16 protein-coding genes are annotated in these 18,021 nt (G+C 45.1%); 6 read left to right on the forward strand and 10 right to left on the reverse strand.

Annotated features, from left to right (window positions below; genetic code table 11):
- Window positions 1–37 precede the first annotated feature (37 nt).
- The 3 genes from PATL_RS03775 to PATL_RS03785 all read right to left on the reverse strand — a co-directional run bounded on the left by PATL_RS03775 (window position 38) and on the right by PATL_RS03785 (window position 6,164).
- On the reverse strand, window positions 38–3,205 hold the full coding sequence (locus PATL_RS03775) for an efflux RND transporter permease subunit (RefSeq protein WP_011573627.1): 3,168 nt from the start codon (window positions 3,203–3,205) through the stop codon (window positions 38–40).
- A 12-nt stretch (window positions 3,206–3,217) separates the two neighbouring features.
- Entirely contained in the window at window positions 3,218–4,333 is a 1,116-nt protein-coding gene (locus tag PATL_RS03780) for an efflux RND transporter periplasmic adaptor subunit (RefSeq protein WP_011573628.1), read from the reverse strand.
- 346 nt (window positions 4,334–4,679) lie between these two features.
- Window positions 4,680–6,164 carry a hypothetical protein gene (locus PATL_RS03785; protein WP_011573629.1) on the reverse strand — a complete coding sequence of 495 codons (1,485 nt, stop codon included), beginning with the start codon at window positions 6,162–6,164 and terminating at the stop codon, window positions 4,680–4,682.
- A 212-nt stretch (window positions 6,165–6,376) separates the two neighbouring features.
- Between PATL_RS03785 and PATL_RS03790 the strand changes: the two genes are divergently transcribed.
- Entirely contained in the window at window positions 6,377–6,865 is a 489-nt protein-coding gene (locus PATL_RS03790) for a thioredoxin family protein (protein WP_011573630.1), read from the forward strand.
- Window positions 6,866–7,170: 305 nt separating this feature from the next.
- Here PATL_RS03790 and PATL_RS03795 read toward each other — a convergent pair whose 3' ends face one another.
- Window positions 7,171–7,602 carry an OsmC family protein gene (locus PATL_RS03795; RefSeq protein WP_011573631.1) on the reverse strand — a complete coding sequence of 144 codons (432 nt, stop codon included), beginning with the start codon at window positions 7,600–7,602 and terminating at the stop codon, window positions 7,171–7,173.
- Between the two features lie 255 nt (window positions 7,603–7,857).
- On the opposite strand from PATL_RS03795, the gene PATL_RS23025 reads away from it, so the two are divergent.
- Complete coding sequence (locus tag PATL_RS23025) at window positions 7,858–7,986, forward strand: hypothetical protein (protein WP_301547048.1); 129 nt, start codon at window positions 7,858–7,860, stop codon at window positions 7,984–7,986.
- 8 nt (window positions 7,987–7,994) lie between these two features.
- Here the strand turns inward: PATL_RS23025 and PATL_RS03800 are convergent, their stop codons facing one another.
- Entirely contained in the window at window positions 7,995–8,645 is a 651-nt protein-coding gene (locus tag PATL_RS03800; RefSeq protein WP_011573632.1) for a TetR/AcrR family transcriptional regulator, read from the reverse strand.
- A 133-nt stretch (window positions 8,646–8,778) separates the two neighbouring features.
- Between PATL_RS03800 and PATL_RS03805 the strand changes: the two genes are divergently transcribed.
- The 3 genes from PATL_RS03805 to msrA all read left to right on the forward strand — a co-directional run bounded on the left by PATL_RS03805 (window position 8,779) and on the right by msrA (window position 12,280).
- Entirely contained in the window at window positions 8,779–9,870 is a 1,092-nt protein-coding gene (locus PATL_RS03805; protein WP_011573633.1) for an HlyD family secretion protein, read from the forward strand.
- A gap of 104 nt (window positions 9,871–9,974) precedes the next feature.
- Window positions 9,975–11,528 carry a DHA2 family efflux MFS transporter permease subunit gene (locus tag PATL_RS03810; protein WP_011573634.1) on the forward strand — a complete coding sequence of 518 codons (1,554 nt, stop codon included), beginning with the start codon at window positions 9,975–9,977 and terminating at the stop codon, window positions 11,526–11,528.
- A gap of 164 nt (window positions 11,529–11,692) precedes the next feature.
- Complete coding sequence (msrA, locus tag PATL_RS03815) at window positions 11,693–12,280, forward strand: peptide-methionine (S)-S-oxide reductase MsrA (RefSeq protein ID WP_011573635.1); 588 nt, start codon at window positions 11,693–11,695, stop codon at window positions 12,278–12,280.
- Between the two features lie 92 nt (window positions 12,281–12,372).
- Here msrA and nspC read toward each other — a convergent pair whose 3' ends face one another.
- Window positions 12,373–13,512, reverse strand: coding sequence for a carboxynorspermidine decarboxylase (gene nspC, locus PATL_RS03820; protein WP_041713284.1), 1,140 nt, complete (start codon window positions 13,510–13,512; stop codon window positions 12,373–12,375).
- 87 nt (window positions 13,513–13,599) lie between these two features.
- Window positions 13,600–14,802, reverse strand: coding sequence for a saccharopine dehydrogenase family protein (locus tag PATL_RS03825; RefSeq protein WP_011573637.1), 1,203 nt, complete (start codon window positions 14,800–14,802; stop codon window positions 13,600–13,602).
- 273 nt (window positions 14,803–15,075) lie between these two features.
- On the opposite strand from PATL_RS03825, the gene PATL_RS03830 reads away from it, so the two are divergent.
- A complete protein-coding gene (locus tag PATL_RS03830) occupies window positions 15,076–15,327 on the forward strand; it encodes a DUF2061 domain-containing protein (RefSeq protein ID WP_011573638.1) in 252 nt (83 codons plus the stop codon).
- 329 nt (window positions 15,328–15,656) lie between these two features.
- Here PATL_RS03830 and PATL_RS03835 read toward each other — a convergent pair whose 3' ends face one another.
- The 3 genes from PATL_RS03835 to PATL_RS03845 are packed head-to-tail and all read right to left on the reverse strand — an operon-like array spanning window position 15,657 to window position 18,003.
- A complete protein-coding gene (locus PATL_RS03835; RefSeq protein ID WP_011573639.1) occupies window positions 15,657–16,220 on the reverse strand; it encodes an AAA family ATPase in 564 nt (187 codons plus the stop codon).
- 50 nt (window positions 16,221–16,270) lie between these two features.
- A complete protein-coding gene (gene pnuC / locus PATL_RS03840; RefSeq protein WP_011573640.1) occupies window positions 16,271–16,909 on the reverse strand; it encodes a nicotinamide riboside transporter PnuC in 639 nt (212 codons plus the stop codon).
- Window positions 16,906–18,003 (reverse strand): Kelch repeat-containing protein, encoded by a 1,098-nt coding sequence (locus tag PATL_RS03845; protein WP_041713287.1) that lies wholly within the window; start codon window positions 18,001–18,003, stop codon window positions 16,906–16,908. The genes pnuC and PATL_RS03845 overlap by 4 nt, the downstream gene beginning before the upstream one ends.
- Between the last annotated feature and the right edge of the window lie 18 nt (window positions 18,004–18,021).

The following is an 18,021-nucleotide window of genomic DNA, read 5'->3' on the forward strand; positions in this document are numbered from 1 at the left end:
TTAAGTATTCTGGCGGGCTGATGCTATCTAGCGCTAATTACTCTCTTTCAATCACCGGCACTCGGCCCATTTCATCCAATTTCTGACCTTTCACTAGCATTGATAGTTTACGCATTAAAACGTAAAACACGGGTGTGAATATCAAGCCAAAGAATGTCACACCTAACATGCCACTGAATACCGCCACGCCTAATGCTTGACGCATCTCTGCTCCTGCTCCAGTGGCTGCTGCTAGGGGTAAAACGCCAAGAATAAAAGCGAACGAGGTCATTAAAATAGGACGTAATCGTAGTTTGGCGGCATCGCTAGCGGCCTCATATAAGCCAGCTCCTTCATGCTCACGGTGACGGGCAAATTCTACGATAAGAATGGCATTCTTACTGGCAAGACCAACGAGCACGATTAAGCCAACTTGCGTCAAGATATTGTTATCTAGCCCCATAAGGTGCACACCGATGATGGCGCTAAGTAAACACATGGGTACGATGAGAATAACAGATAAAGGTAGCGTCCAGCTCTCATAAAGCGCAACCAGTAGCAAGAACACGAAGACCACCGCGAAGCCAAAAGCCAATATACCGGTACTGCCTGACTGTTGTTCTTGATAGGCCAATTCAGTCCATTCGTAGGTTATTCCGTCGGGCAAAATCTCTGCCGCGAGTCGCTCCATAGTGGCGATCGCTTCCCCTGAACTAAAGCCTGGCGCAGTACTGCCGATTAAATCTGCCGCTGGGTATAAATTATATCTTGGCACTCGTGAAGGGCCTGAGCGATATTCAAACGTTGCCACTGAGCTCAGGGGAACCATTTCACCTGACGAATTACGCACACGAATTCGCCCTATGTCATCGGCTTCCATTCTGTAAGGCGCGTCAGCTTGAGCCGTTACCCGGAACGTTCTGCCTAGGTAGCTAAAATCATTGACGAAGGCACTGCCTAAATAGATTTCTAGGGCGCTAAATACGTCTGATACGGATACACCCAATCGTTCAACTCGTTCACGATCAATATCTGCGTACAGTTGCGGTGTGCTGGTTTCAAAGAAGCTGAACACCGCAGTGGTAGCAGGTTCTTGATTTGCTGCACCAGCGAGCTGCCACATCGCTTGTTCGAGTGCTGGCAGGCCTCGGCCACTTCTGTCCTCAAGCATCATTTTAAAGCCACCGCCATTACCAATACCGCGCACTGGTGGTGGCGGAATAACGACGACATTGGCTGAGTCGATAGAGCTCATTTGTGCCCTTGCGTTGCCAAGGACGCTGTTAAATGTAGCGCCAATTTCAGCGCGCTCATCAAAGGATTTCATGATGGCAAAAATTGCCGCTGAGTTGGTGGCATTGGTAAACGTCGCACCGGAGAACCCAGCAAAAGCAACGGCATTCTCAACGCCTTCAATGCTAAGTAATTTATCTACCGCTTCTTGCACAACGGCATCCGTGCGAGAAAGCGAAGCACCAGAGGGTAACTGGACGCCAACAATCAAATAACCTTGGTCTTGAGCAGGAATAAAGCCTTTGGGCACGATGCTAAACATGTAAACCGTAAAGCCCATAAGCAACACATATACAAACGACATAATTGAACCATGGCGGACAAGCTTGGCGACCATGCGTGCGTATTTATCCGAGGTTCTGTCCATACCACGGTTAAATTTGCCCGACAGGTAATGAAATACACCGCTTTTTTCTGATTCGTCTTTATGAGGCTTAAACAGCACTGCAGAGATAGCAGGACTGAGGATCAACGACACAGACACCGAGATGATAGTGGCTACGGCGATGGTGATACCGAACTGACTATAAAATTGTCCTGAAATACCGTCCACAAAGGCTGTGGGCAAGAATACCGCGACCAGTACTAGCCCAATCGCCAGTACCGCTCCGCCGACTTCTGTCATGGTCTGACGAGCAGCTTTTAAAGGACGCATACCATCGGCCATTAAACGTTCCATGTTCTCAACCACTACGATGGCATCATCAACAACAATTCCGATGGCTAACACCAGACCAAATAAGGTCAAGTTATTTAAAGAGAAGCCAAATGCACTTAGCACTGCGAACGTACCGACTAATGATATAGGAATAGCGATGATTGGAATGAGCGCTGCACGCCAATTCTGTAGGAACACCATAATGACTAAAACAACTAGGGCTATTGCTTCGTATATGGTGTGTTCAACGGCGGTAATTGACTCGCTGATGAAGTTAGTCGGGTTGTAGGCTATTTCATAAGTTAAATCTGGTGGGAAATTTTTCCCGACCTCAACCATGGCAGCCTTAATAGCGTCCGCCGTCTCAATGGCATTCGAGCCTGGACGTTGGAATACCGGCATCGCGACGGCTTTTTTGTCTCCTAAATAACCGCGGGTGGTATAACTTTCTGCACCAAGCTCCACACGGCCCACATCGCGCAAGCGCACGATCTTTCCGTCTTGGTTTTTAATAATGACATTTTCAAATTCTTCAGGCTCAATCAGTTGCCCTTGGGTTTGAACGTTTAGCTCAAATGCAGTTTGTCCTGCATCCACAGGCGACTGATTTAAGGTGCCGCTTGCAACCTGAATATTTTGTCCTCGTAATGCAGTTACCACTTCTGCGGCCGTCATATCAAGAGATGCAATGATGTCTGGGTCAAGCCAAACGCGCATAGAGTATTGGCTGGCGCCAAAGGTTAAGATATCGCCGACTCCATCGATACGAGATAGCTGGTCACGAATTTGTAGCGCAGCATAGTTAGCAATGTAGGTTTGGTCGTATGTACCATTGGGTGAGTACATGTTGACCACTAACATTAAATCCGGTGAGTTCTTTTTGGTGGTAATACCTAAACGGCTAACCGTTTCAGGTAACCTAGGTTCAGCGATGGCCACGCGGTTTTGAACCTGCACTTGTGCGTTATCTAAATCCGTTCCCAGTTTGAAAGTAACCGTGATGGTGACTCGCCCATCAGCCGTTGACTGAGACGACATATACAGCATATTTTCCACGCCGTTTATTTCTTGCTCCAATGGCGTTGCGACGGTTTTAGCCGCTATTTCAGCGCTTGCGCCTGGGTAGGACGCCACCACCTGAACAGTTGGCGGGGCTATTTGTGGGTACTGCTCAACAGGCAAACTGAAGTACGCAAGACTGCCTATGATTAAAACAATAATTGCCAAGACCGAAGCAAACTTCGGTCGGTCAATGAAGAAATGAGATATGTTCATTTTATGCGTCCTTTACAGCGAGTATTGGCTAGAAAGGTCAACATTTTCTGCCTGAACTGGCGTACCGGGACGGGCGCGCATCAAGTTATTCAAAATAATATGGTCATCTTGGGTTAAACCAGATTCAATGACGCGTAATTCCTTAGTGTGTAATTTACCCAAAGTAACGAATTTACGATCGACTTTGCCTTCACCGTTCACCACAAAAACGAATTTACGGGATTGGTCTGTACCGATAACAGCATCAGGGATCAGGATTTTTTCTACGTTCAATTCAGACAATAAACGAATACGACCAAACAAGCCCGGCACGATAAATCCACCCGGGTTATCTAATATAGCGCGGCCAACGATAGTGCCGGTGTTTTGGTCGATTTGGTTATCGACAAAGTCCATAACACCCGAGTGAACAAAGTCTTCTTCATCTTGTAAGCGGACTTTGACAGGGTTGGACGCACTACGTGAGCTTTCACGTTTGTTGGATTGGCTAAGGCGAATGTATTTTAGCAGGTCACGCTCGCCCGCATCGAAATAAAAATGGATAGGGTCTATAGATACAACATTTGTCAGTAAAGATGCACTCGTTGCGCTGCCATTAACGAGGTTGCCTTCGTTAATTAAATCACGTGAGACCACACCATCAATCGGGGATTTAACTTCTGTGAACTCCAAATCGAGCTTAGCCGTTTCAACATTGGCTAGCGCGATATCGTATTCGTTTTGACGACGGTCTACTTCTTCCTGGGACAACGAGTTCTTCTTACGCAAGTCTTTGCCTCTAGCCAATTCTTTTTTTGCTAACGCAAACTGCGATTCTGCGCTTTGTAAGGCGATTTTAAATGGGCGTTGGTCGATAACGAAAAGCACGTCCCCTTTCTTGACCATTTGACCATCTTTAAAGTTTACTTTGTCCAAATAGCCGCTAACCCGTGCGCGAATATCCACTTGCTGAGTCGCTTCGAAGCGACCCGTGTATTCATCCCACTGTGTGATGACTGCTTTAATCGGTGCACTCGTTTCAACCGGCAGAGCTTGCGCTGCGGATGGTTTTTGCTCAGATTGCTTTGAGCACGCGGTCACTATAGTCAAAAGAATAGTGGTCAGTAGAAAGGGCTTGAGTAAGCGCATTAAGTTAAATCCTCGTTTAGCGTGAGCAACACACGCCTGATGTATAGTGGTTTCGGTTTTCATAGTATGGTTGAATTGAGATTGGTTATTGTTAGATTCCACGCAAAATACGTATTTCGATGCAATTTATCGGTGAAACGCCTAAATCCAATGTTTTCACTTAGCTTGTACGAATAAGGACAGGATAAAGACTAATAAAATCTCAATACTTTTGCCTAAAGGCTAATTGACTTAGCATCCTGTAAAGCAGGTGCCGAAATGGGGACATTCAGTAAGCAATCAAGAGCAACAGGGTAGAATTGAGTGCTATAAACTCATCTTTTTAGTTATATCAATAAAGTAAACACTATTTCTTATGTTGTAGCCAAAAGTTCTGCTGCTTTTTAAAGTGAAAATAAGCGTACGCAGACCAATGATTAGGAAGTGTGTCTTTACATTTAGGTTGATCGAGTTTTTCAGCAATATTTTGAGCAAGGCCATTCAGGTGTTCTTCCGGTAACGCGTTGAATTGGTTATAAGCGTCCTCAAAATACAAATTTTGCTGCTGGGGAATAACAGTTTGTTTGCCAGCTGGGTACTCAGCGTTTAATGAATTAATTATACGGCAATGAGGGTCATTCGCTCTTGGCGGGTTAAGCATATTGACCAAAGCGTAAGCATAGTGTTTCTCAGCCGTATCATCTATCTTCTCGTGACAAAAAACGACGCCAAACCCCATGGGGAAATGACCCACAACCTGTTGCAAGCTTTGCGCACCCGTTAAGGTCAATGCGCCTTTTTGAGCGGAATGTAAAACGACCTTAGTGGCTTTAGGTAAGTCAGCAAAATTAAAGTTGGGCTTGGTGGAGAGTACAATGGACGTATAAATCTGCGCGGCTTTGAGCGCGCTGCCGAGGGCTTCTTTAGGTTTAATCGCTCCATTTAGCATGCTTAGTAGTAATCGAGCTCGATTAGCTTCACTTTTCTCAAACCGCTCTTGACGTTCTTTGAACTCTACAGAGTCATCATTTTCTTCGCTAAATTGTCCCTCGCCTAATCCATTATTCGCATAATCAATGGTTTGTTCATGGTTCATGATTAAAAGAGGCACACGTACTTCTTTTTCTAATACGCGATACGGGTCTTGCGAACCGTCTGAGCCTTTTAATAAACGCTGAATTTCAGGATGCTGCATACCAATGTCTTGCAATATGGACGCGCTAATTAACGGAATGGCGACATCTTTTTGGAACAAATTTAAATTTTGAGGTGCTTTTGCTGGTGTGGAGAATCGCGATGATTCATTGAAGCGACTAACAACATACGCGTTTTCAACCTGTTCATTCTTAAGCATTTGATCCAATAAGCGTAAGCTCAGCACGGCCTTATAAAAAGGTTTGCAACGCTGATGCGTTTGCGCCACAGCGTTACCTTCTGGCGGGCATATCAGGAGTAAGGTAGCTAGGACTTTGGCACTTTTTTGCTGAGTTTCTTGCCAACTCGTGCCTTCACATAGTTGAATTATTTCAGTACATATTTGATTGAGAGTCTGAAGACGTGCATATCTTAAACGGGACTGTTTGCTTCTTTCGTCCTTGAGTGCTTTTTGGGCTTGAATATGAAGCTCACGAAATTGATTCTTCTGTATTTCGTTTTGAGCTGAGTCAATTGTTCTTTGCTTCTCTTCGATATCTTGAGTGAGCTGCATGATCGTTCGCGCTTGACTCTGGGCCGATTGGAAATAGATTTCAGCCTGTTCGAACAAAGATTCTTTTGCTTGGGTTGCATCATTAATTTTTGCCACCAACGCATTTACCGATTGAGTAAGAGCGCTATCGCTTGGTGTCGCCATAATCCTTGTCCTATGTATTAAATGTGCCGCATAGCTGTTATCAGTTTAGTCGAAAAAAAGGGTAGCAAGTTACTGTTTTTATTTTGATTTAACTACTCAAGACGCTTCGGTAGTAATATTACACCAAATCATAATCTCAGTAATGTGTTAACTTGAAATTTGATGACATGTGATATTGAATACCAGTGCGTTAACCGAAGGAGCCAGCCAGTTTGAATCGTATTAAAAAAGTGACGTTATTTATATTATTGGGTTTTGTGTTAACCGGCTGTAGTCATTCAGTGGGCAGTGAGCCTGACTTAGTGGGGGAAATCAGCGCAGAGCAATTGTTGGCCCAATACCCGGCCTTTCAAACCGAATATAAAGCGTATCAACCAAGCAAAGAGGAACTGGCTGCGGTAGCAGAACTGCAAAAAGATACCCTTGTGGTTTTATTTGGTACCTGGTGTCACGACAGTCAACGTGAAGTGCCGCGTTTGTTAAAGACCTTTGACCTAAGCGGGTTGGAGGTGCCTAAGCTTACGTTGGTCGCCGTTGACCGGAGAAAATCAGACCCTGAAGGCTTGGCAGAGCAGTACGGGCTTAAATACACACCCACGTTTATTCTACTGAACAATGGAAAAGAGTTAGGGCGGGTCATCGAAAGACCCAAAACCGGCTTAACTCAAGATCTTAAAGCGCTGGCAGCTGCAACGCAGTAGGAAGACATGATTAATTGGTCAATCAAAGAGGGCACTAAGCGTTTTCAATTGTGCTGCGATGCCGTGTAAAAATGGCGATGCGAAGTTGCTGATTTTCAACTCAGATCTTAGCTCTTCTGATTACCCAGTTTCGTTAAACCCATTCTTTATCAAATACGGTTAATCGAATAGGGTTAATAGAGGAGGGTGGGAGAAACAAAAGCCGCAGGGTTGTTATCCCCCCGCGGCCTTACACTTGATGAGCCATCGGTATTAGGGGCTCATGCCGTTAAGGCTTTATTTACCACTGGCGTTATATAAAACGGCTAGGTGGATAGATCGATTGCTAAGGTTATCTTGGTATCTAGCAGTTTTGATACGGGGCAGTTGGCTTTTGCTTCTTGTGCTATTTCTGAGAACTCGTCTTCGGATATCCCTGCTACTGTTGCGCTTAAGCTCAATGCTGACTGGCTAATTTTGTAGCCATTATCTGTCTTATCTAAACTGATTTTCGCTGTGGTTTTTAATTCACCGTCTTCGTAACCTGCATCTGCTAGGGCCAGCGAAAGAGCCATGGTGAAGCAGCTTGCATGCGCAGCACCGATGAGTTCTTCCGGGTTACTGCCTTTGCCGTCTTCAAAACGTGTATTGAAGCCATATGGGTGATTTGATAATGCGCCAGTTTCTGTAGAAATACTGCCTTTGCCTTTCTTACCTAATGGCTTATAGGTTGCGCTGCCAGATTTAACAATACTCATATAATGTCTCCTGCACTGATTTTATTACTAAGATGTGGTGGTAACTTAACGGTCTCAAGTAGCCTAAATGCGATCTTCAAGCCGCTAACGGATTTGCTATCAACGATGCAAATGCTCTGCCGAGTTCTCATAAAATATTTACGGCACGCGCAGCGCGGGTTATAGAGCAATGTATTGAGTGAAAAACAAATCTACGGGGGCGCTACGGGGTGAGGTTTACAAAGGGGTATGCAAGATTTACTGAATCGAGCTTGCATGAATTGGCTTTCGAAACTGCGTATTAACCACGTTATAGTCGCGCAAAAAGCACGCAATATTAACGATGGCTTATCTGAGCGGTTATTAGAACGACTTTCAACGCCTGAAATTGCCCTTGACGTTTAACGCACTCTTTAGCGACGAGCATAACCACCGAGGAACATATCAACTGCTGCGGTTACAAATTTTTCTTGCTCTTCAAGGGGTAAGTTGACCACTTCCCCTAACATGCATCGAATGTGATAGTTGCCTTTTAATGCGCCCATAAAGTGACTGGCGGCAATAAAGCAATCTGGAATATCCAATGTTTGTTTATCAACTTGGGTTTGCAGGTAATCCGCTAAGTTACGTATTGCGCGCTCGGTAGCAAGTGTTAAGAATATTTCACGCAGTTTGGGAGTGCGCACCGCTTCGCCTATCAGCAAGCGGTGTATCGCGCCCACCTCCGGCGAAATCACCATACTGAAAAAACGCATGCCTATCACCTGCAATGCATCTTTTGGAGTTTTGTGCTGTAAATCACCATAGTCAATTTCGCCCAGTAGCTGGTCACTCTTACGCTCGATAACGGCATAAAATAACCCCTCTTTGTTGCCAAATAATCGGTAAAGGGTGGCTAGTGAGCCGCCAGCTAAAGCAACGATATCTTGCAGATTCGCTGATTCAAAACCAGATTGAACGAAAACACGCGTCGCGGCTTGAATAATTTTATCACGGCGAATAAGGCCACGTTCTCGTGGTGCATACTCAGTGGTGTTGCTAGCTAGTGGTGTCTTTGGGGGCATGGCTTAACTGCATTAATGAGACGAAATAACCATAACAAAAATTTATGTTATTTGCCTGTTATCAATTGAACGATTAGAAGTGTAGTGTAATATACATTACACTTAATGTAACGCACACAAATTTGGACTCCCAATGTGGTTAAGAAAAGGTTTTTTCCTCGTCGTTTTAGTGTTGGTCGTGGGGTGGATAGCAACTAAAGGCTACGAGTGGTACGAACATGGGCGATTTATTGAAGAAACCGATAACGCGTATATCAAATCAGACAATATCTCCATTCGAGCTGAAATATCCGGGCGTATCGAAACCTTAGCCGTGCAAGAAAATCAACATGTGCGCCAAGGGCAACTTCTGGTCAAAATTAACGCCAGTGATTACCAAGCAAAATTAGCACAGGCTAACGCTGAGCTTAGCGTTGCCGAAGCCGCCCTTGTTAATGCTCAGCAGCAAATTAGTCTGCAAGATAAAAAAATAGATGAAGCAAAAGCCAATATTGATGCGGCCAAAGCAGAAGTAAAGCGCGGCGAGCTCAATTTAGCTCGCTTCCAAGTTTTAGATAAACAGTCTTTCGACTCCAAGCAGCAGCTGCAAAATACCGAAGCTGACGTGGCGGTTGCCAAAGCTAAGCAAGCCCAAGCTGAAGCGGCTTACGCTGCTGCACAACAGATGTTTGCTGTGCTCGATGCACAAAAGCAAAGTGCTGCAGCCAACATCAGTTCCGCTGAATCACAGATTGCTTATGCGCAAAGCCAGCTGGCTAAAACAGATATTCTGGCACCAAGCGATGGCATAGTCGGTAATTTAGGAGCTCGCACTGGGGGCTTGGTTCAACCGACCATGACACTCTTGTATTTGGTACCGCTTCCTCAAGTGTATGTTGTGGCCAATTACAAAGAAACGCAGATAGGCCACATGACAATCGGCCAGCCTGTAAAGCTCACAGTAGATGCTCAAGATGATGTGGAGTTTACCGGGGTGGTAGCGTCTATTTCACCAGCCACCGGCTCTGAATTTAGTTTACTGCCTAAAGATAATGCCACTGGAAATTTCAATAAAATCGTACAACGTGTGCCTGTTCGAATTCACGTCACAGGTCCAAGCGAGTATTTGCATTTATTGCGTCCTGGTTTATCTGTGGTACCGCATGTTGATACACAAGGTTTCAATCAACAAAGTGCCTATTTGCCCAACGAAGAAGTGCTGACCACGCAACGCGATAGGCATTAACTAAACTGGCAAGCACATGAATCATCTTTTACCGGTATTGCCAAAAATACTCGCTTGCCGCGTACATCAAATCGGTACGAAATATGACAAGTCGAGTCACGTAAATGAGTGATGAAAAAGTAACCGAGATGCCATCGCTGCGTCAGAAGATTGGCTTTGTTGCTGTGATGCTCGGTATGTTTATGGCGATTTTAGATATTCAGATTGTCGCCAGCTCTTTGAATGAAATTCAAGCAGGGGTGTCTGCCACACCTGATGAAATTTCTTGGGTGCAAACGGCCTATCTCATCGCCGAAATAATTATGATCCCGCTGTCAGGCATGTTAACCCGTTGGTTATCAACGCATCTTACCTTCGTGATTTCCTGTGTGGCATTTACTATCGCCAGTGTCGGCTGCGCCCTTGCGCAAACTATTGACCAATTAATTATTATGCGCGCCATTCAAGGCTTTGTGGGCGGGGCGATGATCCCCATAGCCTATGCCATTAGCTTCAAGTTATTCCCGCTTAGGGTCATGGGAGCAGTGCAAGCGGTGATCGGCATGATAGCGACAACCGCTCCTTCAATTGGCCCTACTTTAGGCGGTTACATCACTCAGCACGCAAGCTGGCATTGGTTATTTTTAATGAATGTGGCGCCGGGAATATTGGCCAGCGCGGGTGTGTGGTTTTACTTACGTATCGATAAACCAGATTTTTTATTGTTCAAAAAAATCGATTTTTTAGGCCTTCTTTATTTGGCGTTATTCTTAGGCCCGCTTGAATACATACTCGAAGAAGGCCCTGGGGATGAGTGGTTCGATAGCACGCTGATCTTAATGCTCAGTGCGGTATGCGCAATGGGCGCGGTAGGTTTTTTCTGGCGGGCCTTTCGCGTAACGCTACCCATCGTTGACTTGCGCGTGTTTGGCGACCGTAACTTCGCATTAGGTGCTTCATTAGGCTTTATTATCGGAATTGCTCTGTACGGCATGGTGTATCTAATGCCGTTGTTTTTAGGCACGGTGCGGGGGTTTAATAGTTTTCAAATTGGCCAGCTGATGTTTGTGACAGGGGCATCAATGTTCTTTAGTGCCCCCATTATTGGTCGGCTATCTGACAAAGTTGATGCGCGTTATATGTTAGCGGTTGGCTTAGTAATGGTGGGCACGGGCTCTGTGATGAATGCGAACCTTACGGATCAAGCAGATTTTAACCAGTTTATGTGGCCGCAAATGGTGCGCGGGGTGGGCTTATTGATGTGTTTATTAACGGCCTCTCGTATTGCCATGGGCACCTTGCCAAACAGTGAGATCAGTAACGCAGCGGGTCTATTCAACGTGTTGCGTAATTTAGGCGGTGCAGTGGGCCTAGCCTTTATGGATACTATACGTGATATTCGCGTGGACTATCATTGGGCGCAGCTTATTCCTGCTATCGACACCAACCGCGCTGTGGTGCTCGAAGAGCTTACTAAAGCTCAGTTAGCTGTCGCTGGCGCATCGAGCGATCCTGCTGTTGCAGCGATTAAGCAAATTGCGGATAGAGTCATGGTGCAAGCGCAAGTACTGGCCTTTAATGATCTATTTCTATGGATTGGCGCTATGTATGCCTGTGCCTTGCCGTTGATGTTTTTTATTCGTAAGGCCAAGAACGAAGATACTGGCTCAGCGCATTGATTAATTGATGAATGCGGCCTTCGCAAAGCGGCCTACGCAAGGCGCCCTTCGTAGGGCGGTTTCGATAAAGCCACAACAGTGAAAGTTGTAGGCTGTTTATCGGTTCTACTTATCAAGAGCGTCACATTCCCGTGAGCGTGTTGTTGTAGCATTAAAGGGTGGTTATGAAATCTATTTTATCTGCGTTGATCCTCAGCGTATCGTTTATCTCTTTTCATGTAACAGCGGATGAAACCATACTGGCTGGTGGCTGTTTTTGGTGTATGGAATCCGATTTCGAAAAATTACAGGGGGTGAGCGATGTGGTTTCTGGTTTTACTGGCGGAACTGTGCGTAACCCAACGTATAACGGAAATCACAAAGGTCATTATGAAGCGGTGAAAATTACCTATGACGCTGAGGTTGTGAGTTATCAACAAATTTTAGATCATTATTGGGTGAACATTGACCCCTTTGATGACCGCGGCCAATTTTGTGATAAAGGCCATAGTTATTTAAGTGCTATTTTCGTGGCCAATGAGCAGGAACGCGCCATTGCCCAGAGTACCAAGCAAGCAGTTGAGGCTCAATTTCCTGAGCAAACAGTGGTAACACCTATTCTCGACGCGAAGCGTTTTTACCCGATTAAAGGTAATGAAATCGGCCATCAAGACTTCTACAAAAAGAGTCCAGTACGCTACAAACTATATCGCTGGAATTGCGGCCGTGACCAACGCCTAGAGGAAATCTGGGGCGATAAAGCGAGCCATTAATTGCGATGAGGTGGCAATCAAAAAAGGCGTAACCCGAGTAGTCGGGTTACGCCTTGTTTAATCATAGTAGCGCGACTTTGACGGTCATCGTGTTAAGACAATTTATTCTTAAAGTCTTCGTACTCAAATTTACGTACCAGCTCAAATTCGCCGTTTTTACGTAAAATACCAATAGATGGGTGTTCTACTCCATTGAAAAACGTCGTTTTGACCATGGTGTAGTGGATCATGTCTTCAAAAATAATCCGTTCGCCAATTTGTAGCTCGTGATCAAAACTATATAAATCAATCGCATCACCGGTTAAACATGAGTTACCGCCAAAACGATAGGTAAAGGCTTTTTCATTTGCCTTACCTGCACCGCGTACATCTGGGCGATAGGGCATTTCAAGTACGTCTGGCATGTGCGCTGTGGCTGACATATCGACGATCGCGATCTTGTCGCGGTTTTCAACGATATCAATGACTTCACACACCAAGGGGCCTGTTTGCCACGCTACCGCTGAGCCAGGCTCAAGTATTACGTTCAGATGAGGGTGACGCGCTTTGAAGGCTTTTAGCGTGGCAATAAGGTGCTCCACGTCATAACCGTCTTTGGTCATCAAATGACCGCCACCAAAATTAATCCATTTAATTTGCTCAAAGTATTGGCCAAATTTTTCTTCCACCGCGAGTATAGTGCGCTCGGTGGCGAACGAGTCACACTCGCAAAGGTTATGGATGTGAAATCCTTCAAGACCGCTTAAATCAGCGCCTTTCAAGTCTTTAGCCAGAATACCGAAACGGGAGCCAGGCGCACTTGGATCATACAATTCTGTATCGGCTTCTCTGTGCTCCGCGTTCAAGCGAATACCGGGAGACACGTTCGACTGTAAAATTTGTGCTTTAAAGCGGTTCCATTGGCCAAAACTGTTAAATGAAATATGGTCGACCAAATCCACTAACTGATCGATATCAGCAGGTTTAAAAGCGGGTGAAAAAGCATGCACTTGCTTGCCTATTTCTTCTTTACCTAAACGAGCTTCCCATACTGCACTGGCGGTTGAGCCTTGCAGATACTGCTTTACCAAATCAAAAGTGGACCACATCGGAAAGCCTTTTAACGCCAAAATAATCTCGACGCCACTTTCTTGTTGTACTCGTTGCATTAACTGCAAATTGGCTTCGAGTTTGGCTTCTTCACACACATAGCAAGGTGAAGGAATATCAGGGTTTAACATTGGATCAGTCACGGGGGTCTCCGCTAAATAAGTAAAGGGCCAAATAAATGGCCCTAAAATGCTGATGATTGGTGCTATGACTTCTTTGCTGAATACGACTTACTTGCTAAATGGGCTTTCGTCACATTCCATTACGTGCCAAGGCAGGCCGTGCTGGTTTAGCATGTCCATGAACGGGTCTGGGTCAAACTGCTCCATGTTCCACACGCCAGGCTTCTTCCATTTACCGCTTAGCATCAAGGATGCACCGATCATGGCGGGTACGCCTGTGGTGTATGACACAGCTTGTGCCCCCACTTCTGCGAAACACGCTGCGTGATCACAGTTATTGTAAATAAAGATAGTTTTCTCTTTGCCATCCTTCATACCGGTAATGTAAGTACCGATACACGTCATGCCTGTGTAACCGTCAGCGAGTGAGCCCGGGTTCGGTAACACTGCTTTTAAGAACTCAAGGGGCACAATTTGCTGTCCTTGGAAGTCAATTGGCTCGATACTGGTCATGCCGATGCCTTCAAGCACTTTAAGGTGTGTAAGGTACGCGTCACCAAAGGTCATCCAGAAGCGGGCACGTTTCAGCGTAGGGAAGTGCTTAACGATAGACTCAAGTTCTTCATGGAACATCAAGTATGAAGCGCGCACACCAATGTTTTGATAGTCTAAATCTTCACGAACGCTTAGGGGATCCGTTTCTTTCCATTCCCCATTTTCGAAGAAACGACCGCGCTGAGTGATTTCACGAATATTGATTTCTGGATTGAAGTTCGTTGCAAACGCTTGACCGTGATCGCCACCGTTACAATCAACGATATCTAAGTAGTGAATTTCATCAAAATAATGCTTAGCGGCATACGCCGTATAAACGTTAGTTACGCCCGGATCGAAGCCACTACCGAGTAACGCAGTTAAGCCTGCTTTTTCGAATTTTTCTTGATACGCCCACTGCCAAGAGTATTCAAATTTAGCCACATCTTTTGGCTCATAGTTTGCAGTATCTAGGTAATGAACGCCGGTTTCTAAACACGCGTCCATGATGGCTAAATCTTGATATGGCAAGGCAAGGTTGATAACCAAGTCAGGCTTGACCTGATTAATCACTTTTACTACTTCGCTTGCGTGATCCGCGTCAACGGCAAATACACCTTTCACGCGGTCAATACCCACTTCTTGTTGTAGGGCTTCGCATTTAGAAACCGTACGACTAGCAAGATAAATTTCATCAAATAGCTCAGGTAAACGAGCACATTTTTTAATAGTGACAGCAGCCACGCCGCCAGCGCCGATAATCAGAACACGAGACATAGGGAGACCCTTATAAATAACAACATGCAATAAAACGCGAATGCTAACACCTAATCATGGGATGTAAACAAAGTGCCGTTAAAAAAAATGACTTGTCTTTATCTAAGCATATTAAGTCTGTTACAGTAAAATACAAATGAGAATTAATCGTATTAATGGATTGAAGCGATTGCTTTGTTTCATTAGCCTAAATTTTAGGCGGGGAATAATATTTGTTTATCAACTTTTTATGTTTACACCGACTAACTGAACGAATTACTGACGGGAACTTTTATGAAAACAATCACCTTTGCTATTACTCACTTTACCGTTGCGTTCAGCGTAGCGTATCTTCTTACGGGTAGTTTTATCGTAGGTGGGCTTATTGCGTTAGTAGAGCCTGCGGTTAACACGGTGGCGTATATGATCCACGAGCGTATTTGGGAGAATAAACGGCTTCGCAGTCAGCGCAGTGGGAAGATGGCAAAGAAGTCTTCTACACCAATGACTATTTCACACTTCGGGCACACACACCAATTAGGCTAGTATTTGCTGGGCAATTAGACAGCTTAGCGCGATGGGACGATCAAAAAAGCGCCTTACCCGGACAAGAATAAGACGCTTTCGTTTGAAGAGCTTTACATCGCTCGGTACTGCTATTTTTATTATAGTTATTATTGTTCCCTGTATTAGATGATCTGGACATCTAATACACCTAAGCCTTTGCAACACATAGGCCAACTTTTAAAGTTCTTATAATTCATGCAGTTACAGATTTTTCAGTGGAAATCCGCGATAGAAAGGTGCCATAACAGTGGTATACTTTAGTGCAATAAGCACCAAATTAGTGAGCAATTTCAAACGTTTACAATATATTAACAGGTCGCGGGTGTACTGAAGCTTTGCTTAATTTGACCGGTAAGCTCATCAAGTGCGATACGCACTTGGGCAACGCGAGATTCAATATCACCACTGACTTTCACGAATGGAATTGCGTGGTTGATTAAATATTGATTCAGAAACTGTTGGAACTCACTTCGGTTGGCGTCTCCAGAGCGCTCCCACGTATCATCATAGGGAATATCGTTATCACAAAGTACTACCAAGTCGTAACGTTGCCAGCTGTCTTCGGCGAGTTTGGTCAGTTCAGGCAGAGCAGTTGTGTGGTAGTGGCAGGCAAAGTGCCAGGTCGTAAACGCATTGGTGTCACAGAATAAATAGCCTTTGGCTTTTTGTTCGGCGTCATCTTCCCATTGGTTTTGCACTTGGGCGATATGCAATAATTGCTCAGGCGTAAGACGCCTATCGACCTGATGTTCAATCCAATACTCTCGGCCATATTCCGCTACAGAAATTGAATTGAATTGTTCAGCGAGAGTTTCACTGAGCGTTGATTTACCTGTAGAAGGCGCCCCTAAAAAAACAATTTTTTTGATCATGGAGATACTGTACTCGTCATATCACTTTGCTGTTTTCAGGGAAGCCCAAATTAACTCAGTGCTTTGTCTAAATGTGTGGAATGCTTTTCACTATTATGGCGACGGAATTCTTTTAACCAAGTGTATTGGCCAATACAGGCCATTATCAAGAAGCAGAAATACAAGGCGGACGTAGGATGCAAGCCTTTTTGCCAATATAGTGAGATGGAAACTATATCGACAATGATCCACACCACCCAGTTAAACAGTTTGCGGTGAGTCAGCAACCACTGAGCAATTAAGCTCGCGCAGGTGGTAAAAGCGTCAACATAAGGGAAGCTGGCATCGGTATAACTAGACATAGCTAAGCCTAATATTGCAGCGCTTGCTAAGGCTAATCCACCAAACCCAGCATATTCTTTCGCACTGCCTTTGACCGGGGATATATGCCCTTGCTGATCTTGATGGTTGCTCCACATATACCAGCCATAAATCTGGAAGCCGATGTAAATAATGTGTAAACCCATATCGGAATACAGTTTTACATCGAAAAATATCCAGCTATAAATACTGACTTGAACAAAACCAAAAACAAAGCTCCAGCGACTGCGCTTTATTAACAGAAATACGCAAAGAAACCCGGCCAAGGTGGCTACCCATTCAATGATGGACGCTCCAGCAAAACCCTGTATCCATTCTAACCAGCTCATGGTGTTAATACCTGTATGTCACCCATAAATGAATTTCCCTTGCCGCCATTACCGCCAATAATATACAAGCTATGACCCATCGAGGTGATGCTAGTATATAGGGCGCTTTGATAATTGAATGGTGCTATTTGCCAGCGTGAGGTGTCTCGTTTTAAAAAGTAGCTGTTGTTGGTTTCATCTTCATTGCTAAATACCCATAGTGCGTTGTTTAGCCACGTTGCACTGTGGGCACTGACTGGATGCGGCAGGGCTGTCATGTTTTGCCATGTATTGCTCGCCACTGTGTATCGCTCGACATTGGCTAGGCTATCTGTGTTTTGTTCGCCCCCTACAACATAAATATCTTGGTTATCGGTTACCACGGCTGTAGATTTTGCGCTTGGCATATTGGCCATCTTTTGCCATTCTTGCTGCTGGATGTGATAGCGCCAAACAGACGCGCTTGGAGTGAGTTGATAACCGTTTTCTGCCTGGTAAGAAGAACCACCGAGTACGTACAGGTAACCGTCAAGATAAACGGCTTTATTGTCTCTCAAAGGTTCAGGGATATCCCCTAAGGTACGTGTTTCAAGGGTACGGGTGTCGAACACTTCAATGCGTTGCTCTACGCGTACCTTGTCTTCTTGATGACTCACGCCACCAAGCAAATATATCGAATGCTGCCCATCGAAAACTGCCGAAAAGTAGCCCCTTGGTAGCACGCGATTTTCAAGTACAGCGACTTCGCCGGTGATAGGGTTGATAATTTCAACATCACTTAAATAGCCTTGCTTACCATACCCTGCAAACACATAAATATATCTGCCGTCTGTTGCTGAAGCATGGGCAAAACGCGGTGTCTTCAAGTGTAACGTTGGGGCGGAGCTCTCCTTGTCAGGTGTATCAGAGTGTTCAATCATTAGCTCAGATTGCGAAGAGGTTCTAAGTACGGTCTGCATAGGGGGGGTAAGGTGACCACTGGCCTCAGCTCGTTCTACTTTTGTCTCTAGTTTGGTCTGTGCACTGGGTGATGCATCGGGGGAATGCTGAGAGGCGCACCCGGTTATAAGAACAGGCAAACTTAATAACAATAAAAATCGAATGTTAAACAACATACTCGCCATATAGTGTGG

It is taken from the genome of Paraglaciecola sp. T6c, from assembly GCF_000014225.1.
In the GTDB taxonomy this organism is placed as follows: Bacteria; Pseudomonadota; Gammaproteobacteria; order Enterobacterales; family Alteromonadaceae; genus Paraglaciecola; species Paraglaciecola atlantica_A.